Annotated in this window: 29 protein-coding genes; 18 read left to right on the top strand and 11 right to left on the bottom strand. The window is 39.4% G+C overall.

The genetic code is table 11. The features are described from left to right. Nucleotides 1-24: 24 nt before the first annotated feature. The gene (locus tag F7732_RS17525) at nucleotides 25-339 is read right to left on the bottom strand and encodes an HPr family phosphocarrier protein (protein ID WP_151575393.1); all 315 of its coding nucleotides are present in this window, start codon (nucleotides 337-339) and stop codon (nucleotides 25-27) included. A 351-nt stretch (nucleotides 340-690) separates the two neighbouring features. On the opposite strand from F7732_RS17525, the gene sigY reads away from it, so the two are divergent. From sigY to fumC, 8 genes are all read left to right on the top strand, one after another. After that, nucleotides 691-1224: an RNA polymerase sigma factor SigY gene (sigY, locus tag F7732_RS17520; RefSeq protein WP_151575391.1), complete on the top strand. Its 534-nt coding sequence runs from the start codon at nucleotides 691-693 to the stop codon at nucleotides 1222-1224. Then, complete coding sequence (locus tag F7732_RS17515; RefSeq protein WP_151575389.1) at nucleotides 1208-1543, top strand: YxlC family protein; 336 nt, start codon at nucleotides 1208-1210, stop codon at nucleotides 1541-1543. Before sigY ends, F7732_RS17515 begins: the two co-directional genes overlap by 17 nt. Further along, the gene (locus tag F7732_RS17510; RefSeq protein ID WP_151575388.1) at nucleotides 1540-1749 is read left to right on the top strand and encodes a sigma-Y antisigma factor component; all 210 of its coding nucleotides are present in this window, start codon (nucleotides 1540-1542) and stop codon (nucleotides 1747-1749) included. Before F7732_RS17515 ends, F7732_RS17510 begins: the two co-directional genes overlap by 4 nt. A 14-nt stretch (nucleotides 1750-1763) precedes the next feature. Next, a complete protein-coding gene (locus F7732_RS17505; protein ID WP_151575386.1) occupies nucleotides 1764-1967 on the top strand; it encodes a hypothetical protein in 204 nt (67 codons plus the stop codon). Further along, complete coding sequence (locus F7732_RS17500; protein ID WP_151575385.1) at nucleotides 1948-2265, top strand: heavy metal-binding domain-containing protein; 318 nt, start codon at nucleotides 1948-1950, stop codon at nucleotides 2263-2265. Before F7732_RS17505 ends, F7732_RS17500 begins: the two co-directional genes overlap by 20 nt. Before the next feature lie 400 nt (nucleotides 2266-2665). After that, nucleotides 2666-4408, top strand: a complete 1743-nt coding sequence (locus F7732_RS17495; RefSeq protein WP_151575383.1) for an ABC transporter ATP-binding protein — start codon at nucleotides 2666-2668, stop codon at nucleotides 4406-4408. Nucleotide 4409: 1 nt separating this feature from the next. Further along, complete coding sequence (locus F7732_RS17490; protein ID WP_151575382.1) at nucleotides 4410-6170, top strand: ABC transporter ATP-binding protein; 1761 nt, start codon at nucleotides 4410-4412, stop codon at nucleotides 6168-6170. Between the two features lie 413 nt (nucleotides 6171-6583). Beyond that, on the top strand, nucleotides 6584-7963 hold the full coding sequence (gene fumC / locus F7732_RS17485; protein WP_151575381.1) for a class II fumarate hydratase: 1380 nt from the start codon (nucleotides 6584-6586) through the stop codon (nucleotides 7961-7963). 70 nt (nucleotides 7964-8033) lie between these two features. Here fumC and F7732_RS17480 read toward each other — a convergent pair whose 3' ends face one another. Next, nucleotides 8034-8252, bottom strand: coding sequence for an alpha/beta-type small acid-soluble spore protein (locus F7732_RS17480; RefSeq protein ID WP_151575379.1), 219 nt, complete (start codon nucleotides 8250-8252; stop codon nucleotides 8034-8036). A gap of 261 nt (nucleotides 8253-8513) precedes the next feature. On the opposite strand from F7732_RS17480, the gene F7732_RS17475 reads away from it, so the two are divergent. Beyond that, nucleotides 8514-8756: a hypothetical protein gene (locus F7732_RS17475; protein ID WP_151575377.1), complete on the top strand. Its 243-nt coding sequence runs from the start codon at nucleotides 8514-8516 to the stop codon at nucleotides 8754-8756. 443 nt (nucleotides 8757-9199) lie between these two features. On the opposite strand, the gene F7732_RS17470 is transcribed toward F7732_RS17475, so the two are convergent. Beyond that, entirely contained in the window at nucleotides 9200-9919 is a 720-nt protein-coding gene (locus tag F7732_RS17470) for a sugar phosphate isomerase/epimerase family protein (RefSeq protein WP_151575376.1), read from the bottom strand. Between the two features lie 208 nt (nucleotides 9920-10127). On the opposite strand from F7732_RS17470, the gene F7732_RS17465 reads away from it, so the two are divergent. From F7732_RS17465 to hxlA, 8 genes are read left to right on the top strand one after another with little or no spacing between them, the layout of a single operon-like run. Then, nucleotides 10128-11132, top strand: a complete 1005-nt coding sequence (locus tag F7732_RS17465; RefSeq protein ID WP_151575374.1) for a LacI family DNA-binding transcriptional regulator — start codon at nucleotides 10128-10130, stop codon at nucleotides 11130-11132. 18 nt (nucleotides 11133-11150) lie between these two features. Then, entirely contained in the window at nucleotides 11151-11708 is a 558-nt protein-coding gene (gene hxlB, locus F7732_RS17460; protein ID WP_151575373.1) for a 6-phospho-3-hexuloisomerase, read from the top strand. A 35-nt stretch (nucleotides 11709-11743) separates the two neighbouring features. Continuing rightward, entirely contained in the window at nucleotides 11744-12766 is a 1023-nt protein-coding gene (locus F7732_RS17455) for a TRAP transporter substrate-binding protein (RefSeq protein WP_151575372.1), read from the top strand. 18 nt (nucleotides 12767-12784) lie between these two features. After that, nucleotides 12785-13270, top strand: coding sequence for a TRAP transporter small permease (locus F7732_RS17450; protein ID WP_151575370.1), 486 nt, complete (start codon nucleotides 12785-12787; stop codon nucleotides 13268-13270). Then, complete coding sequence (locus F7732_RS17445; RefSeq protein WP_151575369.1) at nucleotides 13270-14556, top strand: TRAP transporter large permease; 1287 nt, start codon at nucleotides 13270-13272, stop codon at nucleotides 14554-14556. The genes F7732_RS17450 and F7732_RS17445 overlap by 1 nt, the downstream gene beginning before the upstream one ends. 29 nt (nucleotides 14557-14585) lie before the next feature. Beyond that, nucleotides 14586-15260: a ribose-5-phosphate isomerase RpiA gene (rpiA, locus tag F7732_RS17440; RefSeq protein ID WP_151575367.1), complete on the top strand. Its 675-nt coding sequence runs from the start codon at nucleotides 14586-14588 to the stop codon at nucleotides 15258-15260. Between the two features lie 49 nt (nucleotides 15261-15309). Next, complete coding sequence (locus F7732_RS17435) at nucleotides 15310-16257, top strand: sugar kinase (RefSeq protein WP_151575366.1); 948 nt, start codon at nucleotides 15310-15312, stop codon at nucleotides 16255-16257. 60 nt (nucleotides 16258-16317) lie between these two features. Beyond that, nucleotides 16318-16935: a 3-hexulose-6-phosphate synthase gene (gene hxlA, locus F7732_RS17430; RefSeq protein ID WP_151575364.1), complete on the top strand. Its 618-nt coding sequence runs from the start codon at nucleotides 16318-16320 to the stop codon at nucleotides 16933-16935. 75 nt (nucleotides 16936-17010) lie between these two features. Here hxlA and F7732_RS17425 read toward each other — a convergent pair whose 3' ends face one another. The 4 genes from F7732_RS17425 to F7732_RS17410 all read right to left on the bottom strand — a co-directional run bounded on the left by F7732_RS17425 (nucleotide 17011) and on the right by F7732_RS17410 (nucleotide 19788). Further along, entirely contained in the window at nucleotides 17011-18108 is a 1098-nt protein-coding gene (locus tag F7732_RS17425) for an ABC transporter ATP-binding protein (protein ID WP_151575363.1), read from the bottom strand. Nucleotides 18109-18263: 155 nt separating this feature from the next. Next, the gene (locus tag F7732_RS17420; protein ID WP_151575361.1) at nucleotides 18264-19154 is read right to left on the bottom strand and encodes a PucR family transcriptional regulator; all 891 of its coding nucleotides are present in this window, start codon (nucleotides 19152-19154) and stop codon (nucleotides 18264-18266) included. A gap of 129 nt (nucleotides 19155-19283) precedes the next feature. Next, nucleotides 19284-19484, bottom strand: coding sequence for a hypothetical protein (locus F7732_RS17415; RefSeq protein WP_151575360.1), 201 nt, complete (start codon nucleotides 19482-19484; stop codon nucleotides 19284-19286). Between the two features lie 94 nt (nucleotides 19485-19578). After that, on the bottom strand, nucleotides 19579-19788 hold the full coding sequence (locus tag F7732_RS17410) for a YheE family protein (RefSeq protein ID WP_151575358.1): 210 nt from the start codon (nucleotides 19786-19788) through the stop codon (nucleotides 19579-19581). A gap of 207 nt (nucleotides 19789-19995) precedes the next feature. Here F7732_RS17410 and F7732_RS23290 point away from each other — a divergent pair, with 207 nt between their 5' ends. Next, nucleotides 19996-20118 carry a hypothetical protein gene (locus F7732_RS23290; protein WP_257298207.1) on the top strand — a complete coding sequence of 41 codons (123 nt, stop codon included), beginning with the start codon at nucleotides 19996-19998 and terminating at the stop codon, nucleotides 20116-20118. A gap of 47 nt (nucleotides 20119-20165) precedes the next feature. Here the strand turns inward: F7732_RS23290 and F7732_RS17405 are convergent, their stop codons facing one another. The 4 genes from F7732_RS17405 to F7732_RS17390 are packed head-to-tail and all read right to left on the bottom strand — an operon-like array spanning nucleotide 20166 to nucleotide 25172. Next, nucleotides 20166-21353 (bottom strand): YheC/YheD family endospore coat-associated protein, encoded by a 1188-nt coding sequence (locus F7732_RS17405; RefSeq protein WP_151575356.1) that lies wholly within the window; start codon nucleotides 21351-21353, stop codon nucleotides 20166-20168. After that, nucleotides 21350-22711 carry a YheC/YheD family endospore coat-associated protein gene (locus F7732_RS17400; RefSeq protein ID WP_151575354.1) on the bottom strand — a complete coding sequence of 454 codons (1362 nt, stop codon included), beginning with the start codon at nucleotides 22709-22711 and terminating at the stop codon, nucleotides 21350-21352. The genes F7732_RS17405 and F7732_RS17400 overlap by 4 nt, the downstream gene beginning before the upstream one ends. Continuing rightward, nucleotides 22689-23789 (bottom strand): YheC/YheD family endospore coat-associated protein, encoded by a 1101-nt coding sequence (locus tag F7732_RS17395; protein ID WP_151575352.1) that lies wholly within the window; start codon nucleotides 23787-23789, stop codon nucleotides 22689-22691. The genes F7732_RS17400 and F7732_RS17395 overlap by 23 nt, the downstream gene beginning before the upstream one ends. Before the next feature lie 3 nt (nucleotides 23790-23792). Continuing rightward, nucleotides 23793-25172, bottom strand: a complete 1380-nt coding sequence (locus F7732_RS17390; RefSeq protein WP_151575350.1) for a YheC/YheD family endospore coat-associated protein — start codon at nucleotides 25170-25172, stop codon at nucleotides 23793-23795. Nucleotides 25173-25276 lie beyond the last annotated feature (104 nt).

Here is a 25276-nt window from a genome sequence, read left to right as displayed (position 1 = left end):
CTTCCTTAGCAATTTTAATAAAAATTAAATCTGGATTGAGTTATAAGATGTATTGCGTTTAAGAGAATGTTTACTGTGGGACTGCTGACAGATTTCTGCAATGCTTTGCAGGTGTTTTTCTGAACTGCTGCCCTCCACAATAATTTTTACAATACTTCCAGGAGTAACAGTTAATAAGAAAGATACTAGTTTTGGCAGATTTTTGACCTGAGTCAGTTTATTTCCGCTATATAAGAATGCTGTGCCATTGAAGCTTTTGCTTTTTTGATAAAGATCTAAGATTGTCTTCATAGATAATTTGTTTTTTATGATCACTGATGCTGATTCGATTTTATTCATGATAAAAACTCCTTTTAATGATGTAATATCTGATCATTTTTCTTTGTTATCTGAAAAATACCCGTGAAAAAAACAAAGTAAACCGTTCACAGGAAAATGTGATAATAGAACTATGAGTGTTACATTAGTTTTGATTTGCACGATGGCACTGCCTGTTTTTTGTTATAAGGCTAGGTAGATTTCTACTTTAAGGCCATCACTTTCCTGATGGAGTTTCGCAGTATTTCATTTCAATCAACAGACAAAAGTGTAATGGGAAAAATCGTTTGTGGAAAAATTTCAAAATTAAAATGAACTTTTTTCCGACTTATACGTCATATACACAGAGTGAAGCAGAAGCGGGGGATCTGGATGGAAGATAAGGTATTAATAAAAAAAGCAAAAAATGGTGACCAGCACTCCCTGGCAGTCCTGCTGCATACACATTATCCTTTCCTTTTAAAATATTGCATCAAGCTTACGATGAACAAGCATACAGCTGAAGATCTAACACAAGAAACAATGGCAAAGTCGATCGAGAAGATTTCCTTATATAAAGGTGAAGCAAAGTTTTCTTCATGGCTGATTACCATTGCTACAAATGTATATGTAGACAATAAGCGGAAAAACAGCCGGCACCAGCTATGGAGACAGGAGCAGATGCATCATCGGCAAATGAGATGGCAGATGGAATATCATAATGAAGACTGGAATGATACGATGCAGGCACTTGGCACTCTTTCAGATAACATGAGAATACCGATCATATTAAAGCACTATTACGGCTATTCTTACGCTGATATTGCTGAGATGATGAATAAATCCGAAGGGACCATAAAGTCCAGGGTACACAATGGGATCGAAGCGATCAGAAAGGAGCTGAAGACAGATGGAGGAGAATCATAATAGGCAAGATGAGGAACTGAATAGAATAGAAGAAGAGCTTGTTCGGGGTTTGAGCGGATTAGATAACAGTGTTGAGGAAGAAAACAGGGGTTTAGATTGGTTTGAACGGTATACTGCGCATCAAATACAGCATATTAAGAAAAAGCAGCATCGGGACAACTGGCGCTTTGCCTTCATAGGATTATCAGTTCTTTTCTTCGTCTTATTCACGCTGTATAGCAGTCCAAAGATTTTTATTCTGATTCAAATAGCCGTATTCCTGCTCATCCTGATCTATGGCGCATTTTCCAGTTCCCTAAAAAGAGGTGGACAGTTATGAACACTCATGTTGAGCATCCTCTTGCCATAATGATCAGTGCGGCAGTCATATTGATTTGTCAAAGCATTTATCTATTTAGAGATGCAAGAAAAAACGGACATAATTATTGGTTTTGGGGAATTATCGGCATGATCCAAGCTCCAGTGCCCTTGCTGGTCTATTTATTTTTTATTAAAAAGCAATGGAGGAAGAACGATAACAGGTAAAGGAAATGATGCCTATGCAGAGAATGAAACAATGGCTTTTATGGTTAGCACTCTTAGGTCAATTGGTTTGTTTTGTCATGTTATTTATTAATATTTGGACTGCCATTATTTTTTATATCCTATACTTTGCTGCTGTCATTATATTAATAATCGTTTTAATTGCAGAACGTAAAAAAGAAAAAGAGGAGGACGATCAAAATGATTATCACAACTACTGAAACGGTACCCGGCAAGGTCATTAAAGAATGGAAAGGATTTGTCAGAGGAGGTACCATTCAGTCAAAGCATATTGGAAAAGATATTCTTGCGGGATTAAAAACGATTGTAGGCGGTGAGATTGCCGAGTACACTGAAATGATGGAAGAGGCTCGGCAAAAGGCGATTGGGCGAATGGTAGAAGATGCAAACAGCAAAGGCGCAAATGCGATTGTTGGTATGCGTCTGCAGACAGCAGCGGTTATGCAAAATGCTGCTGAAATCATCGCTTATGGAACTGCTGTATATGTGGAAGAATGATGATTGTTTAAAAAGTGTAAATATGGACTTCTGACTGTTGACAATTATCAGAAAAAAATGGTAATCTTCAAGAGCACTATTAATTTTACAAAAAAGGAGGAGAGAACAATGAAAATGAAAAGACTAGTATATAAATCCAACTTCATACATTGTTCATATCCGAATTTCGCGTAAACTTCTGGCAATTATACGTGAGGTATGAGCAAATCGCTATACCTCCTAAGATGAGATGCATGCTCTTTTTGGGTATGCATCTTTATTTTTGCCTATATTTAGTGACTCGAAATAAAAGGAGCTGGCGGATGATGATTTGGAACAGACAAACCCAACTGAACTTTAAAAAGGTGTTGCTGGATGGAGGGTAGCTTCGGCTTACTGGAAAAGAAAGCAGGTGTAAAATATGTTTGATGTATTAGGAAAGCTAGGCTGGTTTTTTAAGCAGTATTGGAAGCAATATACAGTAGCAATTGTATTGCTGATCATTGCAAGTGTCTTAGAAGTCATTCCTCCCTTTTTGCTGGGAGAAATTATTGATCAGATTACGTCTGGAGAATTTACCAGAGCAAATCTAATGCAGTATGTTTATATTTTTATTGGGATTATTATAGGCGGATATATTCTAAACTTTATTTGGCAATACCGTTTATTTCGCGGTGCTATTGATTTAGAAAAGATTATGCGCCGAAAGCTGATGCTTCAGTTTTTGAAGATGACACCTACATTTTATGAAAAAAACAGGACTGGTGACTTAATGGCCCGGGCAACGAATGATTTAAATGCTGTTTCTCTGACAGCAGGCTTCGGCATTATGACATTAATTGACTCGACCCTTTACATGGGAGCCATTATTTGTGCAATGGGTTTCTTAATTTCATGGAAGCTGACTTTTTTCGCGATGCTGCCTGTGCCGATTATGGCGGTTCTTATTCAGTATCTTGGAAAGCTTGTACATGAGAGGTATATGCTTGCTCAGGATTCGTTTGGTGTGCTAAATGACAATGTTCTTGAGTCTGTTGCAGGTGTCCGGGTTGTGCGTGCATATGTGCAGGAAAAGAAGGATGAAAAGAACTTCGCAGAAATGTCGGAGGATGTATACCAAAAGAATATGGATACTGTGAAAATCAATGCACTTTTTAACCCAATCACGAAAATCGGAACGGGTATCAGTTATGTTGTGGCGATTGGTTATGGAGCTGTTCTCGTATCAGCAGGAGAGCTTACTGTCGGCCAGCTTGTTACATTCAATGTCTATTTAGGAATCGTTGTTTGGCCAATATTTGCTATTGGAGAGCTCATTAATGTCATGCAGCAGGGAAATGCGTCGCTTGATCGAGTGCAAGAAACATTGAATTATCAGGCAGATGTTCGTGATAGCGTATCCCCAATTGCTGTGAAAAGCCCTGATTCAATTGGATTTACATCTTTAATGTTCCAGTATCCAACAAGTCAGGTGAAAAACCTGCAGGAAATCTCTTTAGCCTTGAAGAAGGGTGAAACACTAGGAATTGTTGGCAAAACAGGTGCTGGAAAAACAACGTTTTTAAGACAATTGCTCCGTGAATATCCAATTGGAGAAGGCAGACTAAATATCAATAATGTAGATATTGCTTCACAAACGAAAGAGCAAATACTGGATTGGATCGGCTATGTGCCGCAGGATCATGTTTTATTTTCAAGAACCATTAGAGAAAATATTCTTTTTGGAAAAGAAAATGCTACTGAAGAGGAAATTAATAAGGCGATTCACCTTGCTCATTTTACCAAAGATTTAGAAAATCTCCCTGATGGATTAAATACGCTTGTAGGAGAAAAAGGTGTTTCTTTATCTGGTGGTCAAAAGCAGCGTGTTTCCATCGCCCGCGCCTTAATAAAGGATCCAGAAATTCTGATCCTTGATGATTCGCTATCTGCAGTAGATGCTAAGACAGAGACGAGTATTATCAAAAATATACAGAGTGAACGAAGTGATAAAACAACGATTATCACCACACATCGTCTTTCCGGAATACAGCATGCAGATTTAATCATTGTTCTGGAAAACGGGCAAATTATTGAACAAGGTACACATGAAAAGCTCCTGCAGCAAAAAGGCTGGTACAAAGAGCAATATGACCGCCAGCAGCTAGAAGGAGGCGAGGCATAAAATGAATACAGGTAAACAATTATTTCAATATGCCATGTATTTTAAGAAACCGATATTTTTAGGCTTGTTTTTTTTATCGATCGCTGTTTTAACAGAGCTAGCAGGCCCTTTTATAGCTAAATATATTATTGATGAACATATGGTTGCAGGCGATCTGCACATTGAACCTATTGCCTGGCTGCTGTCCTTATATTTTGTATTAGCACTGGCAACAGCACTGCTCAGATATTTTATGTATATTTATTTGCAGATGGGCGCTAATAGGATTATTCAAAAATTGCGCAAAGACGTTTTTGGACACATCCAAAAGCTGCCGATTCAATATTTTGATCACCTTCCGGCTGGAAAGGTGGTTGCACGTGTTACAAATGATACGGAAGCGATTCGAAATTTATATGTTCAGGTGTTATCCAATTTTGCAACTAGTGCAATATCGATTGTAGGTGTGTATGCAGCGTTATTCATACTGAACTGGAAAATGGCTGCCATAGCTTTAGTTATGATCCCAATTGTTTATTTATGGATGATTCTTTATCGCAAATATGCGGCTGAATATAATGATATCATTCGGACAAAAATTGCTGATTTGAACGCCATGATTAATGAATCGATACAAGGAATGACCATCATTCAGGCATTTCGCCGCGAAAAACAAATGACGAAAGAATTTGATGAAATGAATGAATCTCATTATGAAAATCAGCGGAAGCTGCTGTTTTTGGATTCAGCTACTTCGTTTAATCTAGTGAATACGATCCGTCTGATTATGTTTATGATTTTCATTATCTACTTTGGCACACAGTCATTTACAGCTGGTGAGGTTGCATCGGCCGGAACCTTGTATGCCTTTGTTGACTATTTAACACGACTATTTAATCCTATAACAAATGTCGTTAACCAGTTTTCACAGCTTGAACGGTCATTAGTAGCAGGGAACCGTGTGTTTGAAGTTCTGCAGCTGACAGGAGAAAATGTGTCTGAAAAGAATATTCCTCGATACGACGGCCATGTCGTTTTCGAGCATGTTTCTTTTGCTTATAAAGCTGACAATTACGTTTTGAAGGATTTATCGTTTGAAGCGAAAAAAGGAGAAACAATAGCACTTGTTGGTCATACGGGATCCGGGAAAAGTTCGATAATGAACCTGCTATTCAGATTTTATGATCCATCAAAAGGGAAGATCATGATCGATGGGATAGATATTACGACCATGCCAAGACAATCCATCCGCAAACATATGGGGATTGTACTCCAAGATCCATACCTTTTTACAGGAACCATAGCTTCTAATGTCAATCTTAATGATCCGGCGATATCGAGAGAAAAAGTAGAATCATCATTAAAAGCAGTTGGTGCCGATCGTGTGCTGGGACACTTGGAAAAAGGCATTGATGAACCGGTTATTGAAAAAGGAAGCACGTTATCTTCCGGTCAGCGGCAGCTCATCTCATTTGCAAGAGCATTGGCCTTTGATCCAGCAATTCTTATTTTAGATGAAGCAACCTCCAATATTGATACAGAGACAGAAGAAATCATTCAGCATGCCATGGATGTCTTAAAGCAAGGGCGTACGACATTTATCATTGCACATCGACTTTCAACCATTAAAAATGCCGACCGAATTATAGTACTTGAAAAAGGTGTCATAAAAGAACAAGGCACTCATGACGAGCTTTTAGAGAGTGGAGGCATTTATCAGCAAATGTACGAAATGCAGGCAAAGTCACTGTATAAGGAATCGGCTCTCGGTATTCGTTCATAAAATGTTCAAATAAAGGACACAGAATCGTACTGACATGTATGAAAATCCCCTTCTAATGCGTGGTATGTTAAAAAGGAAGATTCCTTTTTAAAGGGGGATAACATAAATGGAAGACTTTTCAATAACATTAGCAATAGCTAGCATTATGGTACTTGGTTATTTTATTGGCTATGCTATTGCGAAAGCGTAACTGCCTGCGGGGTTTCCGTGAGGCAGTTTTTTTGTGGGTTATGGGGACAGGTTCCATGACCCAGTTGGGATATTAGGGAGATTTAAGGGACAGGTTTTAGGACTCATGGCTAATTTAACACCACCTTTTTTCATTTTAACTGGCAAATATGTTTATGAACGTTTAAATGTGGGGGAATTGAATATATTAGGGTAGTAGAAATTTAAGGAGGTAATAAGGAAATATGAGTGAATACAGAATTGAAAGAGATACACTTGGAGAAGTCAATGTTCCAGCGGATAAATATTGGGGTGCCCAAACGCAGAGGAGCAAGGAGAATTTTAAAATCGGCATTGAAAAAATGCCTTTGGAATTTATTTATGCTTTTGCTGTTTTAAAGAGATCAGCTGCGATTGTGAATGAAAGATTAAGCGGATTGTCAAAAGCAAAGAGCTCGGCCATTGTAAAAGCTTGTGATGAAATCCTGGAAGGAAAATGGGATACGCATTTCCCTTTATCGGTTTGGCAAACAGGAAGCGGAACCCAAACGAATATGAATATGAATGAAGTAATTGCGAAGAGGGGAAATGAAATTTTAGAATCTGAGAGCAGGGATGAGCGCATACATCCGAATGATGATGTTAATATGTCACAAAGCTCAAATGACACGTTTCCGACTGCGATGCATATTGCTGCATACAAAGGACTTTCTGAAAACCTTCTGCCGGCTCTGCACGAGCTTAAACAAACCATTAAATTAAAAGAAGAAGCATATCATTCGATTGTGAAGATTGGCCGGACACATTTACAGGATGCGACGCCACTGACATTGGGACAAGAAATCAGCGGATGGCGCTGCAGTCTTGAGAAAAATCAGCATATGATTTCAGATGCTTTAAAATACTTACAAGACCTTGCGATTGGCGGGACTGCAGTAGGAACTGGGATTAATGCACATAAGGAATTTGGAGAAGAAACAGCCAAAGAAATTTCCAGTTTTACAGGTTTTCCTTTTAAGTCCTCTGATAATAAATTCCAGGCTTTGACGAGTCATAGTGAAACAGTGCTGGCGCATGGATCACTTAAAGCATTGGCAGCTGATCTCATGAAGATCGCCAATGATGTCAGATGGCTGTCTAGCGGACCGCGCAGCGGAATTGGTGAATTATCCATTCCTGCCAATGAACCTGGCAGTTCTATTATGCCAGGGAAAGTCAACCCGACACAGAGCGAGGCATTGACCATGATCGCCAGCCAGATCTTTGGAAACGATGCAACCATTGGATTTGCTGCAAGTCAGGGGAATTTTGAATTAAATGTTTTTAAGCCGGTAATCATTTATAACTTTATGCAATCCGTCACTCTTTTAGCGGATGGAATGACCTCTTTTAACAAAAATTGCATGGTCGGTCTGGAAGCAAATGTCGAAATGATTCAAGAGCATGTCCAGAATTCACTTATGCTTGTCACAGCTCTAAATCCTCATATTGGGTATGAAAAAGCAGCGGAGATTGCGAAGCTGGCATTTAATGAAGGAACTACGCTTAGAGAAGCTGCACTAAAAACGGGTTATGTTAATACAGCAGAATTTAATCAGTGGGTAGATCCGCAAAAAATGGTATAGGCAAAAGAAATGGCCCCCTTTAACAGGGGGCCAAGCCATAATATTTAATTTTTACAAAATGTAAATGATATTAGTATGAACCGCCGCCAAGTTGCTGTTCAGCCATTTGTACAAGGCGTTTTGTGATTTCACCGCCGACAGATCCGTTAGCACGAGCAGTTGTTTCAGCACCTAAGCTTACTCCAAATTCTGTAGCGATTTCGTACTTCATTTGGTCAAGTGCTTGAGATACTCCTGGTACTAAAAGGTTGTTTGAGGAATTGCTTCTGCTTGATGTTTGGTTTGTCATTTTTGATTCATCTCCTCATGAATTTTTTTGTTTGATGGTTGGGTTAGCTGGATTTGCACCAGCGCAAGATTGCTTGCTCCATCTAGTGGGTTAACCCATCGGTATAAGTTGCTGCGGTGTGTGTGACCCGCTGTTTGTACTAACTATTATGTTTGATTCTTAGAAGTTTATGCGAATTAAATACAGTAATTTTTTCCATCTAAAAAAACATACTTTTTACATAACCTATCAATAGCTATATTTATAGAGAGGATGGGAACAATGGGAGTCTGTTCAATATGTAATGGTTTCAGAGAACTTCATGAATTATGTAATAACTGCGGCAGAGAGATGAATGATCATGGCAAAATTATGGATTATTATGATGACTATAGTGCGTACATGCCGACAGATCTTATGAAGATGGAGGATGGCTACCAAAATGATTATAGAGATCAATTGTGTCCGCATTTGCTGACATGTTCTCATTGCGGGAGTGAAAGCGTGAAGCTTTTGGAGGAATAAATAGAGAGAGCTTAGAGAGGGAATCCGGTGGGGCATACATTAATGTGCTGTGAATTTTTAGGGGGAAGGGAAATAGGCGTATGAATTTCTCATACCCCTCATTAGCTTTGTGTAGATTTTGATTTTGCGTTTTTCAGTTTTTAGTTCGCAACTATTTCCTTTATGATGATCTCGAGTCAGCATTTCCAGTCTAATCACATCTACATTTCCTACTTATTGGATAATGATGTCATGTTTCTGTAATTATCATGTCTTAGATTACCTTTAACTGGATAATGCAGTCGTGATTAAGCATTTTTCATGCCATCAATTACCTTTATTAGGATAAAGCTGTCGTGTTTATGCATATATCCTCCAACAATTCCCCTTATCTGGCTCCGCGATCGCATTCCAAATCACAACACATCCGTATTTATCGGATGATTAGATCCTATATAATGCATTTAACTATTTTCTTTCCTAATCATTTCGAGCCACTGCGGTGCCTCAACCTGCGGGTTATCTAATGGAAATTCGATCGCGGTATAAGCTGGATAAGGGAGTTTTAAAAGGTCATGATCCACCGGTTTATTAACCCAGCCATCAATCGTTTTTGCTGCTGTTTTTAAATGGAGATATTCGATCCAAGTGCTCAGCTCCAGATGGGCTGCACTCCAGTTTTCATTTTGCACAGTCCAGTTGCCAACGTCAAAAGTCATTGAGACAGACGTTTCTGTCTGCCATTGAAAAAAAGATAAAATCGAATCCAGCGTTCCTCCATAAGGAGTTTGATCATTTTCCACTAACATCTTGATCGAACTTGGCAGATTTGAAGCGATCCATTCTTTAAACTCTTTTGCATCAGCGTGTTTTGCGTCAAATTTCCCCAGTGAAAACTTTATATGAGTTGCATTTAAGAATTCAGCTTCTTTTAATGCACGTATCGCATCTGGATTTAGAGAGAAAGGGTCTTGCCATAGCTCTATCGGAACAGAATAAATGACAGCATCAAAAACTGCCATTTCAAGCTCCTGTTTAAATAGCCTCAAATCTTCAGAGATATTCTCAAGGCGCTCCCGGCGAATTTCAATGCCATCAGCACCAAGTTTCTTTATCGTAGCCACTTGTTCTTCTATTGAAAGTTGCTTATTAAAAATGAGTGTCGGCAAAATAACTTTTGTCACGATAGAACCTCCCAGGCAGTTTACAGCTAAATCGATTTAGTTGATTCATCATAACACGAATGTAAGCGCTTATCTAGAATTGTGTGACGGTTTCGAAAATAAAATACTTTTTTAAAATTATGGGTTGTAAAACGCTTACATTTATTTTATAATTTCACTAAACCGATTTAGTAAACCGATTTAATTCATATAACTAGGAGAAATTGGAATGAAGAAAGTTACAATTGCAGATGTTGCAAAGCATGCAGGTGTTTCAAAAAGCACGGTATCTCAATATTTAAATCAGCGTTTTGATTATATGAGAGAAGAAACAAAAATTCGTATTGAAGAAACGATTAATGAACTGGGCTATAAACCAAATATTTTGGCAAGAAGTTTAAAACAAAAATCGACTACCACGATTGGTGTGATCGTCGCGAACATCTTGCATGTTTTTTCAACTCAGGTAATACGGGCAATTGAAGATGTTTGCAATGAGAAGGATTTTCACGTAATTATCTGCAATGCAGATGATCAGCCAGAAAAAGAAAAGAAGTATATTGATATGTTAAGAGCCAAGCAAGTTGATGGCCTCATATTGTTTCCAACAGGGAAGAATGTTGAGCAATATCAAGAGTTAATCTCTGAGAACTACCCTGTCGTATTTATTGATCGCCTGATTAATGGATTGCAGACGGATACTGTATTGCTTGATAACGAGAAAGCCTCTTTCCTGGCAGTAGATTCATTCGTAAAGCACGGCTATTCAAAAATTGCGGTTTTATCTCCGCCAATTGAGCCAGACGTTACACCAAGGGTGGAGCGATTGAGCGGATATAAGAAAGCGTTAGAGCACCATCAGCTTTCTATTCGGGAAGAATTTATTGTGAGTGGAAAGACGACAGACATGCAGAGTCTAATACACCATTTATTCCAGCTCAGTGATCCGCCAAAAGCAATTTTGGCAACAAATGACCGCAGTTTAATGGAACTTCTGTCTTATGTGAAGAAAAATAAGCTCAGTATCCCTAAAGATATCGGACTGATTGGAATAGATGATGTTTCTTTCGCAGATATCTACAATCCAGGTCTGACGACTGTGGCTCAGCCTGCTTTTGAAATGGGTGAGAAGGCTGCAGAGCTTTTATTTAAAAGAATTCAGGAGAAAGAAGAGCCAAATCAAGCAGAAATTTATCGTTTTGAACCAACGTTAATACAAAGAGAATCATTATAAATATTAGAGGTGAACATGATGAAAAGAATCATTGATACGGTTGCTGGTGAAATTTCTGGCGTATTAGCACGGATTGACGAAAAGGAAGCAACGCAGTTAGCAGATGTTCTGCAAAACGCAAAGAGAATTTTTATTGCAGGCACAGGCCGTTCGGGGCTGGTCGGGAAAGTATTTGCCATGAGGCTCATGCATAGCGAATATCCTGTTTACGTAGTCGGTGAAACCATTACACCAAGTATTGAAACAGGCGATGTGCTGCTGACAATTTCCGGTTCCGGCAGCACAGGCACATTAGTGCAATATGCTAAAAAAGCAAAAGAAATTGATGCAAAAGTAGCGTTAGTGACGACGAACAAAAATTCCGTTATAGGAGAATTCAGCGAGTGTACAGTTGTGATCCCTGCTGCAACAAAAAAACGTCTTGCCACAGAGCCAGAGACGATTCAGCCGCTTGGAAGTCAATTCGATCAGGCAGCACATCTGCTTTTAGATGCGATTGTGGTTTATCTGCTTGAGCAGCAGCCTGAAGGAAAAAGCCATCATAGTTTAAATCAGAAACATGCAAATTTAGAATAGTTTGGATGAACGATGACGACAAGGGGGAAAGAAACATGCTGAAACACAAATTTACTTTACTATTACTTATTAGTATGACCATTGGTATTTTGGCTGCTTGCAGCAGCAATGAAGTTGATGGCGATGGAGACGGCAAAATAAAAATTATCGCAGCGCATAATCAAACCTCTCCAGATAACCCATATCAGGTTGGCATGCTAAAGTTCAAAGAAGTGGCCGAACGTGAATCAAACGGAAGTATAGAAGTTGAAGTCCATGCTGGGACAATTGGTACAGAAGAATCACAGCTGGTTGAGAAGCTTCAGTTAGGTGCAGCGGATGTAGTTCTTGTTTCTCCTGGATTTATGACTCAAACCGGAATTAGGGAAGTTGATTTATTCTCTGCTCCATATCTGTTTACCAGTTATGATCATTGGCTAAATGTCGTGGATGGTGAGATTGGGAAAGAGATGGGAGATATTATCAATGAAAAATCCAATAATTCTTTTAAACTGTTAGGCTATTGGTCTGCTGGTGTCCGCCATTATTATGGAAAGAAACCGCTTAACGCTGTTGAGGACCTGCAAGGTGTTTCATTAAGAACGCAAACGTCTGGTGTCGTTTCTGATTTTTGGGAAGCAACTGGAGCCATTCCATCAGGAATCTCATGGGGAGAACTATATCAAGGATTGCAGCAGGATGTTGTTGATTCATCTGAAAACGCTTACCCGTTTTTTGTTCAGCAATCTCACCATACGACACCAAATGGAAAGTATATCACGGAAACAGGTCATGACTATACAACTAGGTTTCTATTAATCAATGGGGAGAAATTTGATCAATATTCAAAAGAACAACAAGAAATTATTTTAAAAGCAGCGGAAGAATCGGTGAAAGCAGAGCGTGATGCTACGAATGCCCAAGATGTTGAGTATAAGGAAAAGGCTATCGCTGAAGGTGCGACTGTTAATGAAATAGATACACAGCCATTTATTAATATCGCTCGACCAATTCTAGAAGATTTTGCAAAGGAAATTGAAGTAGAAGAGCTGCTTCAGAAAATTGTTGACCTGGAATAATCCAAAGGGGGGATCGGGATGAAACGTTTTGTTCAGACACTTGAAAAAATCCAAATGACACTCGGAATCGTCTTCTTAACGGTGTTCTTTGCGGTTATCTTATTGCAAATTGTTACAAGGCATTTAGGCATATCGATTTTATGGACAGAAGAAGTCGCTAATTATTCGTTTATTTGGGCCATGTTTATGGGTGCGGCCGTTATGGTCAACCGTCGTGAACACTTTAATTTTGATTTTTTCCAGAGAAAATTAAAAGGAAAAAATAGAGCCTTTCTTAATATCTTTAATGATCTTGTCTTAATTGCTTTTAACGTTTGTATTTTCTTTTTGGGAATCATTGTCGTTAGGGAATTTTGGAATTACACATGGGCAACATTCCCTGAAATGCAAATGGGCTACATTTGGCTTGCCATCCCTGTTATGGCAGGTACCATGCTGATTTATTCTCTTTCACATTTGCTGAATCACATCCAATCTCTTAAAGAGAAGGAGGTAAGAGCGTAATGGGATTTTTACTGCTTGGCTTATTTATTATTTTAATGCTAATTGGTGTGCCAATTGCTTTTGTCATAGGGATCGTTGCTCTTCTCGGCATAACAGGAATCCCATACACTCCTGAAGCCACTGTACCAATGAAAATGGTCAATGGTCTCGATTCCTTTGTTTTGTTAGCGGTACCATTATTCATTCTGGCAGCCAACTTAATGAACTCAGGAAAAATTTCCGAAAAACTGATTAATCTGGCACTCGCGATTGTGGGACCGATCCGCGGAGGTCTCGCACATGCTAATATTCTTGTTTCCATGATGTTTGCTGGTGTTTCAGGTGCGGCTCAGGCAGATACAGCAGGTGTTGGAAAAATTCTCATTCCAAGCATGCTTAAAAAAGGCTATGACAAAGAAACTGCTGTGGGTGTAACAGCTGCATCTTCTACGGTAGGAGTTGTTATACCGCCAAGTATTCCAATGATTATTTTTGCCGGATTAACAAACGCTAGTATTGGTGCGTTATTCTTAGGCGGTATTGTACCAGGAATTTTAATTGGTTTAGGCATGATGCTTTTTGTCTATATACTTGCTGTGAAAAGAAATTATCCACGTTCTAAAGCAGTAGAGTTTAAAAAATTCGCCAGGCTGTTCCTTGAAGCGATTCCGGCCCTGCTGACGCCAATTATTATTATTGGAGGAATCGTAACGGGCTTCTTTACAGCTACAGAGGCTGCTGCAGTAGCCTCACTGTATACTTTACTTGTTTGTATGTTTTATTATAAAACGCTAAAAGTAAAAGATTTGCCGAAGATTTTAATGGATACACTTGCATTAAGTTCATTGTCTTTATTTGCTTTAGCATGTGCGAGTGCACTTGGTGAATTGATGAGTTATTATCAGCTGGGAACAGCAGCGCAAGAATTTTTTACAAATAATGTTGGCTCAGAATGGCTGTTCATTATTATTCTGATCGTATTCTTCCTTTTCATTGGCACTTTTATGGATGCAATTCCAGCGATGATATTATTTGTGCCAGTCATTCTGCCGACAGCATTAGAATTTGGAATGGATCCAGTTCACTTAGGACTTATTGTTGTTATCACCTTAGCAATTGGGCTGATTACACCGCCATATGGGCTCTGTCTATTACTGGCAGCAAAAATTGGCGATATGTCAATCGAAAGATCATTTGTAGCTGTCATCCCGTATATTGCAATCGTTCTGATTGTCCTGCTGTTTATCGCGTTTTTCCCAGAGATTGCATTCTTTATTCCGAAAGCGATTAATCCGGGATTATTCTAAGTTAAATGTTTGAGGAGTGATTGATTAAGATGGACGATAAACGCTTAGCTGCAGAGGAAGCTGTGAAATATGTGAAAAATGGCATGACTGTTGGTTTAGGCTCAGGATCAACCGTTGATTTCATGCTTCATGCGCTTGGGAAACGGGTTCAAGAAGGGCTCCAAATACAAGGAATTCCTTCATCGAAAAAGACGGAGAAACTGGCTGCAGAATTGGGTATTCCGCTAGTAGATTTTTCAGTTACCACACATATCGATTTGGCAATTGACGGAGCTGATGAAATTGATCCCTCTTTGAATTTGATTAAAGGAGGCGGCGGGTCACTCGTCCGTGAAAAAGTGGTTGATGCTTGCGCAGATGAGCTGATTATTATTGCCGATTCATCAAAAGTGGTTTCCGCATTAGGCCGTTTTCCGCTCCCGATTGAGGTTCTGACATTTGGTTTTGAAGTCACTGCTCAATATATTAAAAATCTAGGCGGTGACCCAGTCTTAAGAAGAAAAGATGGGGAAATATTTATCAGTGATAATGGAAACTACATCCTTGATTGTTCTTTTGGCCAGATCGATGATGCTGCTGCATTACATGGAAAATTAGTTACATTGGTTGGAGTAGTAGAGACGGGGATTTTTGCAGATATGGCAGACAAAGTAATTGTTGCCAGGAGCGGAGAAATCGAATTGTTTCAAAAAAAGCAAGAGTAGTATTCTCTAAGAGAAAGAATCGGGAGAGAAAAGTCTGGAGGCTTCAACGATGGATATTATTACGATTGGGGAAGCGATGATCGCATTTAACCCAACAGCAACAGGTCCGATGAAGTTTGTAAACAGTTTTGAGAAAAGAATAGGCGGTGCAGAGCTTAACACAGCAATGGGCTGTGCCCGTCTTGGCTTAAAAGCTGGCTTCATTAGCAGACTGGGGAATGATGAATTTGGAAGGTACATTCTAAATTATGCCCGCGGAGAAGGCATCGATGTTTCAGAAGTAGAATTTGTAGACGGCTATCCGACTTCCGTTAATTTCAAAGAGATTATGGAGGATGGCAATGTACGTACCTTTTTCTACCGTGATAAGTCACCGACATTGACAATGACGGGGCAGGATTTAGATGAAACGTATATCAGCCAGGCAAAAATTCTTCATATTACAGGAATCTACCCTGCAATAGGCGAGAGAAATATTGAAGTGATTAAGAAGGCGATTGAATTGGCGAAAAGAAATGGCGTGAAAGTCTCATTTGATCCCAATATTCGCCTTCGTATGTGGAGTAAAGAAGAGGCACGCAAAGTGTTATTGGAAATCCTCCCACAAGTTGATATTTTGCTGGCTGGCGATGAAGAAATGGAGATTATTCTCGGCGAAAAGGATCCTGCCATTATTATCGAAAAAGTAAAGGCATTAGGTATTTCAGTGATTGCAATAAAGCGAGGCGATAAAGGCTCTGTGGGGTACATGGAGGGTAAAACAGTGAATGCAGCCCCAGTAAAAGCGGCAAAGGTTGTTGACACAGTTGGAGCAGGGGATGGATTCAATGCAGGTTTCATATATGGATTTTTATTTCAATGGCCTCTTGAGAAGATCCTTCATTTTGCAAATACGATTGGTTCCATGGTTGTTTCTGTTAAGGGTGATAATGAAGGGTTGCCGTATTTGCATGATGTTCAAGCTAGACTTGGAGAAGTGGAACGGATTGAAAGATAATAGATTTGCAGCAGTCTCGGGTACTGACAGTTGGGAACGGAAGCTAAACGAGGTGTTATATTGAAATTACAGCTGGCATTAGATCGATTAACAAAAGAAAAGTGTATCACCATTGCGAAAGAAACAGTGGAGAGCGTTGATATTATTGAGGTTGGAACAGGTGTTATTAAAGAGTATGGAATGTCCCTCATTCGTGAATTGCGCACTCTTTTCCCAGAAAAATTAATTCTTGCTGATATGAAGACATGTGATGCAGGTAAGCACGAAGCTCGTCAAGCCTTTGAAGCTGGTGCAGATATGACGACAGTGATGGCATTTTCATCAGATGTGACGATAAAAGACACCATGCAGGCTGCACATGAAATGGGTAAACAGGTCATGGTCGATTTACTGGAGGTTCATTCAAGAGCAAGAATAGAGGAGCTTAAGGAGCTTGGTGTTCAGCTTGTAAGCTTGCATGTTGGAAAAGATCAGCAGACGGTTGGAAAGTTTAACACAGAACTATTTTCACTTGTGTCAGGTTTTGATTTTAAAGTGGCAGTGGCAGGTGGAATTAATCTCGATAACGTACGTGAAATTGCCGGGCACAAGCCGGATATCATCATCGCTGGCAGCTCTCTGACAGGTGCAAAAGACCCTGCGGCGGCTGCACGCATGATGAAAGCAAATCTTCAATAGAACTAAATATAAAAAGTTTTAAATAAAAAATCCCCGGATGAATGAACCCGGGGATTTCTTTTACATTAATCTAAATTAGTGAATTCTCTGTTCAGTGCCAGCATCAAAGAAATGACCTTTGTTCATATTAAATGCAAGCTGCAGGGTCTGTCCTGGTTTAATATCGGAACGGGAATCAACACGCGCAATATAATCCTGACCTGCAAGGCTGGCGTAAATCATCGTTTCAGCTCCTGTTAATTCGGAAACATCAATTTTCGCTGAAATTGTAGTCTCTGGGAATGAATCAATCATGAGCTGCTCATCATGAATATCCTCAGGGCGAATGCCAAAAATAATGTCTTTTCCTTCATAACCTTGTTCACGGAGAACCTTTAATTTTCCTTCTGGAACAGCCAGGGCAACATCGCCAATATGGAATTTGCCTTCTTGTAACTTGCCGTTGAAAAAGTTCATAGCAGGTGAGCCAATAAAGCCGCCGACAAAAACATTTTCAGGCTTTTCGTATACTTCTTTTGGTGCTCCGACTTGCTGAATGATGCCATCCTTCATAACCACAAGGCGAGTCGCCATCGTCATTGCTTCTGTTTGGTCATGTGTAACATAAATTGTAGTTGTTTGCAGACGCTGGTGAAGCTTGGCAATTTCTGCTCTCATTTGTACACGAAGCTTGGCATCCAGGTTTGAAAGCGGCTCATCCATTAAGAATACCTTAGCATCCCGGACAATAGCACGCCCTAGTGCTACACGCTGGCGCTGACCGCCTGATAATGCCTTTGGCTTTCGTTCTAAATAGGCTTCAAGTCCAAGAATTTTTGCTGCATCCTGCACACGTCGATCAATTTCTTCCTTTGGAAACTTGCGCAGCTTTAATCCAAAAGCCATATTGTCATATACGCTCATATGCGGATACAATGCATAGTTCTGGAATACCATTGCGATATCACGGTCCTTAGGAGCAACATCGTTTACACGCTTATCATCTATATAAAAATCACCTTGAGAAATTTCTTCCAGCCCTGCAATCATTCTAAGTGTAGTGGACTTTCCGCATCCAGATGGTCCAACAAAGACAATAAATTCCTTATCTTTAATATGCAAGTTAAAGTCTTCTACAGCAGTTACCTTGTTATCATAAATTTTGTAAATATGGTCTAATTTCAATTCTGCCATGTAAATCAGCTCCCTGTCTTAGATACGTTTATTGTAAAACACTCGTTTCTAAAACCATATGGGAAACTTGCACAAAGAATATGAAAGCGTTTTATGCAATGTGCTGAAAAAACTTTTAAATGCTATACACAATTGCCAAAACCGAATAGTGAAGGTTATTCTGTGCTGCTTTGCTTTAAGTACAAACAGGCAAGATAAACGGTAGATGCCTGTTTAAAGTCTTTTAAATTTATGTCTGTTTTTTCACTGAACTTATCCAGTCTGTACTGCAATGTGTTGCGGTGAATAAATAATTTTTTCGCAGTCATGGAAGCATTGGATCCATTATTCAAAAAGACCATTATAGTAGTTAATAGTTCTTGGTCATCCAAAAGAAATGAAAATCTAGCCAGCAGACTGTTCCGTATGTATTCTGGCATTTCATTAATGAGCAGGACGGGAAGAAGAGTCTCAAATGTAAAGATCTTTTCAGCTTGGTTTCCTTTTTTGGCTGTTTCAAATATGTTTTGATCATGCTGAAAGTTTCTTGGTAAATCTTTTGTAACTGGCTGAGGTGTGCCAATGTATAATGCTAGATCTGTTAAGAAATCACTCTCAATCGCATGGCAGATTCCTTCAAATTCATCTGATTGAGGTGAGTGATGATTATATTCTTCAATAATGGCGCCTTCGAAGTCATTTTTCCAAAACATGATCATACTTTGGTGAAAAAACCCTTTAAAGGCTGTTTCAAAATCGTAGGGTGTCCAGTCGCCTTTTGTAACAGCAAAGTGAATAATTCGATAGTCTGCATCTTTCAAATGCTGTGGAAATGCCCCGTCCTCGGTTAAAAATTGTCGCCAAGACTCGGCAGCAGGTGAATGATTCAGATTGGGGATTTGGGGAGTAAAGAGGGTTTGCAGTAAATGAAGCTCATTTGCTGTCAGATCGGCAGAAGGAATGCCAAGCCATTGAGCGCCCTCTTGAAACCAGTGATAATGGCTATTATTTTGTATAGCATCAGCTAGGATTGAATTTGGATAATGACGATGTATTTTTAAGAGCATGATAAAACCTCGATTTTCCTTTTTAAAAAATTATAGCATAACCTTGGGTATGAAATCGTTTTAAGGTTAGTGTACCTTTTTAGCATACAAAAAAAGGACATTGAAGATTTTTCAAATGTCCTTTTTCGCTTATAGATTCAATTCAGAATTATGCGGCGGAGTTTCTTCCGGGAAATCAACAGCTTCCTCAATGTTGGCAAACTCATCTTTTCTATGAACGGATCCGCCTGATAAACCTTCATTGATCATACGATCAACGTCCATATAAACTTTGTCTTTTCCTTCATATTGCAGGTCTTGCGGCATATTTTTCTTTTTATGTTTGCTCATTAAAAAAACTCCTTTTTAGAAGGGCAAATTAGCATTGAGCAATCATCATATGCTCAGAAGTGCTTAAACATAGCCTTTGAAAAAAAGATAAAGCCTATTCGTATACATGAAAAAGCATTAATTCATGAATTTGCGATTTAATTTTATCGAGATCCTGTGCAGGAGGTTCGGAATGTGTCCATTCAATTGTGCCATCCTGATGATAAACACCATCATACCGTTGTTTTTCAAAATAAAAATGAATGGTCCATCCTGGAAGCTGTGAACTATTGTATAAAGGTTTAAATTGAAAATGCTGAAGCATAATTATTCCCCCTTTTATTTTATTGTAACTGCTTACAAATGAAATCCCAACCATTAAATACAAGGGAATAAACTTTTCTTTTTAAGCAGATTAAACGGCGGATTCTCAGGGAAACTTACAGATAGTCATGGCTTTTGGGTAACAAGTGTTTGTTTTTTAAAATAGAGGGAATATAAAGAACACGATATATACAGGAGGGATTCTTTTATGAAAAATAAATTAGCATTTACAACCGTAGCATTAGGAGCAGCTTACTTAATGAGAAATAAAGACGCTCGTCAAAAATTAAAACAGCAGTTTCAATCCTTTACAAACTCAAAGCGTTCCTAAAGATAAAGCTGCAAAAAAGCCAGGCGGAAGTTTCGCCTGGCTTTATTTCATTCTTTTTGAATTGATCTAAATCCAGTCTCTTTAAAGAACAGGGCGCAAAGCTGCTGAATTCTTTTTGATTCAATTTCTTCTTCATCAAAACTCATTGGTTTGGAATTGACCTCGTAAATATAATAATCTCCTGTGTCTGAAATGCCTGCATCTATAGAGAATTCCCCGAAAAAACCGTACGATTCAGACAGGAGGTATCCGAGCTTTGCAGCAATATCCTCAATGAATTGATCATGTTGCTTTGTTTGAATGAGAGTATAAGGAAGAATTTTTCCTCCATTCGGTATATGTGTGGTAATCTGCTGAGATTTAGAGGCCCTCAGCCCAATTCCTGTCACTTTATAGCTGTGATCAGCGTAGTGCACGAGTATACGAAAGTCATAGCGGGAGCCGTGTATTAAAGCAGGAGAAATGGCTTCCTGAGCGATATAATCTTTATATTTAAACTGGCTTTCTGTTTCTTTCCAAAATAGTTGAAATGAGGGATAGAGTGATTGCACAGTGTGTGATGTGAGCGCAATAGCATGGTCTTCACGCCATTCTGCAACATATATACCTTTTCCTTTTGCTCCGCGCGAAGGTTTTAAATAGACGCGCTTATACTGCTGAAGCAGTGATTCAAGCTGGGATGCAGTAGGGTTTGTTAAGGTGGCCGGCAAATATGGAGCTAAGTCCTCTGAGGAACTGATTAACTCATAGAGTTCTTTTTTTTCAATAAAACCTGGATTAAAGAAAGGGATATTCATTTTACGAATATTTGTAATAGCTTTATGAAAGCTTTGTGTATTTTCGTGCTTTCGAAATGGTGCTCGGTTATAAATTAAATGGGGGAATGGACATGACACGGGCATCCATTTATCTTCTGCAGGCAAATAAAGAAAGCCGTTTACACCGTTTTCTTGCAAATGATTTGCGGTGAACACAATAGAAACGCCCCCTTGGTGCAGGAGCTCTTTCTGCAGCCGCATAAACAAGGGTCCGTTGCCGGCAAGGTTTCCGTGTTTATCTTCACCTGTTAAAATGCCGACTAAGGGGCCAGCATTGTTGCCCTTTAAGGAGAGAGAGAAAGGAATCATCTCATGATTCCCTGTCTCCCTCCTTTGAACTGGCTTCCCGCTATTTCCAAATGACAGGACTTCATCGCTATACCAGCTTTTATCAGAAGGGCAATAGAATACATTCATTTTATAACTTCCCCAGGTGAAGTGATGGACTTTTCAGTCAAAAAGACAGCATAGGATAAGCTGAGCTTCCGGGTCAGCAAGTCAAACTCTCTCAGTTCAGGGTGTTTAAAAATAGAACGGCCAGGTTTGCTGTTAGCTTCGAACAGCCAAACATTTCCCTGACGGTCGAGTCCAAGATCAAAACCGATTTCACCGATTAGCCCTTCAACTGTTCCTTCTAGGGCTTTGCTGATCTCTAGAGCTGCTTTATTTAATGCATCTACAGCTTGTTTTTGCTCCACTTTGTTTGTAAAGATTTCTTCAGCAGTCATAATGACACCACCGCTTTTTACATGTGTCGTCACACTTCCCCGGCCGGCAACCTTAGCTGCCAGAGCAGAAATCTGCCACTCTCCATGTTCATTCTTGTTTGTATGCACACGAAAATCAATGGGCCGCTGTTCTTTGCGGATTAAATGAATACCTTGCTGAACAAGCATACTGTTAAGATTTCTGTTTTTAAAAATGTATTTACTTAAAGCCTCAAGGCTGCTGAACTTTTGCAGTTTATTTTCTTTATTTTTATCTCGATATCGGCAATAATATGCCTCATCCTGGCGATCATAAATAATCTGATGAATTCCCAGTCCCAGGCTGCCGTTTATTGGCTTCATATAAACATGACCATAGTCAGCCAGCATTCTTTCAACGATGGAAAAAGCAGTAAAAGGATGTGTTTCCGGCAAGTATTTTTCTACAGAAGTTTGCTGCAGCCGTTCACTGATATCCAGTTTGTTAAAAAATCCTGGGTTATACCAGGGAATGAAGTATTCTTCCTGCAGCCGTGCTTTAACGGCACGATATTGCTTTTGCCTTTCTGTTTTTCGGTTCGGCAAGCGATCATAAATGGCATTAGGGTAAGGGACTTCAATTGTAATCCAGCCTTCTTTAAAGTAAAAGTACCCATTAATCGTGCCTTGTTCCCAATTGATATGCTGTTCTCCAAAAACAAATGGAATCGCACCTATGTTGCTTTTCACAGACAGCAGCTTGGCAAAAAACATCGTCCGATCACCAATAGGTCTCATTGGAAAGGACGTAAATCCGGAAGTGAAAATGCCAATTAGCGGTCCGATGACCATTTCCTCTCCTTCAATAAATAAATGAAGAGGCACCTTTAAATCCGGAAGTAACAAACGTTCCGCAAGCTCAGAGCTAAGGATGACTCTTCCTTCATTTCCTGCTGATTTTACTTCTACGGTTTCTGCTGAATGGGTGCCAAATGTTATTTTCATCTGCTGTGGCAGCTTTAGGCTGCTTGGTACAATAATCGTATTATGCAAATCCTCAGATCTGCTAATTTGATATTGTTTTTTCATGGTGGTCCTCCTTAGATTGCGGATTCTTTTCAGCTAAATAGTTAGCGTATACAAGGGGAGCTTTATATAAATCATCAGAGCTTTCTGGATACAATGTAAGCATTACTTTTCTGCCGGGCTTTGAATTGATATCGAGGATCCAAATGGCTCCATTTGTATCAATCCCTATATCAATGCCCAATTCAAACAATGGCGGAAAATGTTTTTCCAGCAATACAGGGATGGTCTCTAAAATATATTGCAATTCCTCGATGATAAAGGCACTTTGTTTTGCTGGTATGGTTTTTAGCCAATCATCTGTCTTTGAAACCAATCCGCCTGCACTCATATTAGAAATGAGTCCATTTTTTCTGCCTGTTCGAATGCCGTTTCCAGCCTGATGCCACTTTCCACTTTTATCTTTTTGCAGAAGAAAACGAAGGTCAAAAGGCTCCTGATGCTGATTGACAAGTGCTAAGTATGGCTGATAAAAATAAGAATTATTTTCAGTGAGCTGTTCAAGCCATAATGCTGCTTTCGGGGCAGGAAAGGTTTTAGTCATAAGCTGATTTTGTTTATCTGTTTCAATTAAGATATGATCCTTCAGCTTTGTTACTTTATAGATGCCGCGTCCCTGAGAGCCGTTAGCAGGCTTTAATACGACAGGCACGGTATCTTGTAAATGTTTAATAAATGCATCTGGACTAATAAATGCTGTAGTTACAGGTAAATAAGGATTAAGCACAGTATGGTGCAGCTGTTCGTATAATGTCAGTTTATTCGGCAGGCCATACCCTATAAAAGTTAGATCTTCCCGCTTTTTCAGCCAGTTAACAATCGATGCATTATGCTTTGAATAAACACTATCTGAATAAAAACAGCGGTCGTAAAGTATGGGAGGAATATCAAATTGACAGCTTTCCCACCTGTCGTTCGCAGGATTATATCGTTCTCCATCTGCTTTCTCCGTCATGGGATTTATGCTGCTCGGAATAAACCGATAACATAATAGATTTAACGCCGATGCTCTCTTTGCCATTTCAGTGTGATAGGTTGTTTCACTCGTTTTACTAAGAGTCATAATTCCAATGGATCGCAATTTCTATTCCTCCCCTTTAGCAGTTTGGCGAAACGCCATGGATAAACAATATTCAATGACAGCGCGGGCAGAGGGCCGAACTTTGCTAGTCTGCTCCTCTGTATTTTTTGAGGGTTTCACATTTGCTTCAATAATCCACAGTTTTCCTTCTTCATCTAACCCAATATCAATGCCGAGTTCAGCAAAGAGCCCTTCAGATTTCTGGTCAATGATAGACGAAACCTCTACGGCAAGCTCCTTCATAAGTGAGAGCTGCTGTACAGCCTGTTTGTGTTCAGTAAAGATTGAAAGAATTTTTAATGGCTTTACCATTTCTCCTCCGCGCGCTAAATTGGAGACAAACTGATCTTCAGCTGAGATCCGGGCAACGGCAGAAGTGGCTTTCCAGATATTTTGATAGTTTTTATGGCAAAGGATCCGAAAATCGAGCTGACGATTTTCGAATGTTTTAAGAGATAAAGCTCTTTGAACAAGATAGCTTTGCTTTGTTAAATAGTGGGAAAAGAACCTGCTAAAATGTTCATAATCTTTAAACGCTCTAACCGTTCCCCGTTTCCCGGCAGTTGAGGCTTCACTATAAATAACTCCATCAGAATAATGCACGCGCAGTATACTGCGCCCTTGACTTCCTGTTACAGGTTTAAGATAAATGCATGTATACAAATCAAGAAAATGTTTAATCGTTTGCTTATCTGCCACAGCACTTTCTGGAATATAGGCCTGCATATGCTCCTCAGGATAAAGCAGCTCATGTACATCATCTTTTGCCAGGAATCGGTCATTGAAAAGGGGGATATTCAGTTCATTGATGGTCTCTCGAAATGTTTGAAAATGATGGCTGCCTTCAAGTTTTCTGGAGTGAAGGCGATTGTAAATAACACCTGGCAGCGGGAGACTTGTTTTGATCCATTGATCATCTTTAAAAATATAGCCGCTTACTTCTCCGTTTACGAAGTCTTGAAGCTTAAATACATACAGTATTCCGCCAATATCTGCTGCTGCCTGATGCAATTCTAAACAAAAGCTATGAATGGAGCGAAAGTTCGCTTCTCCATTTTTCTCTTTATAATCGGTTAAAATCCCGATCACAGGACCTAGCACAAGCGTGTTTTGATTCCGCAGAAAACGGGCAAGCAATTGAAAGGGAGCTGAATCCATTTTCCACTCCTGTAAAATATGACTGCTAAAGTGAATATGATTTGTCTCAATCGCTTCAATCCTCACATGTACAGGTAACACTGTACTGCCGATCTTTATGTTCAGCGGGAGATCAGTATTGATTTTCAAGTGTTTTGCCAGAGACTGGCTAATATGCATATATTTATGGTCATTTTGAAACGTTTTAAGTGCTGCAATCGTAATAGGGGTTAAAGAAACACTCATACACATTCCTCATTTGCTCGTCTTCGATTGTGTTAGTATAATGAAAAAATAGGCAAAAGCTGATAAAGCATCGTATGATTTACGTGGACTTTTTGTGCTTTTAT

The sequence above is a fragment of the Bacillus mesophilum genome (assembly GCF_008923265.1).
Lineage (GTDB): Bacteria > Bacillota > Bacilli > Bacillales > Cytobacillaceae > Cytobacillus > Cytobacillus mesophilum.
Note: the sequence above shows the minus strand (reverse complement) of the source record. Positions and strands in the feature narration are given on the sequence as shown.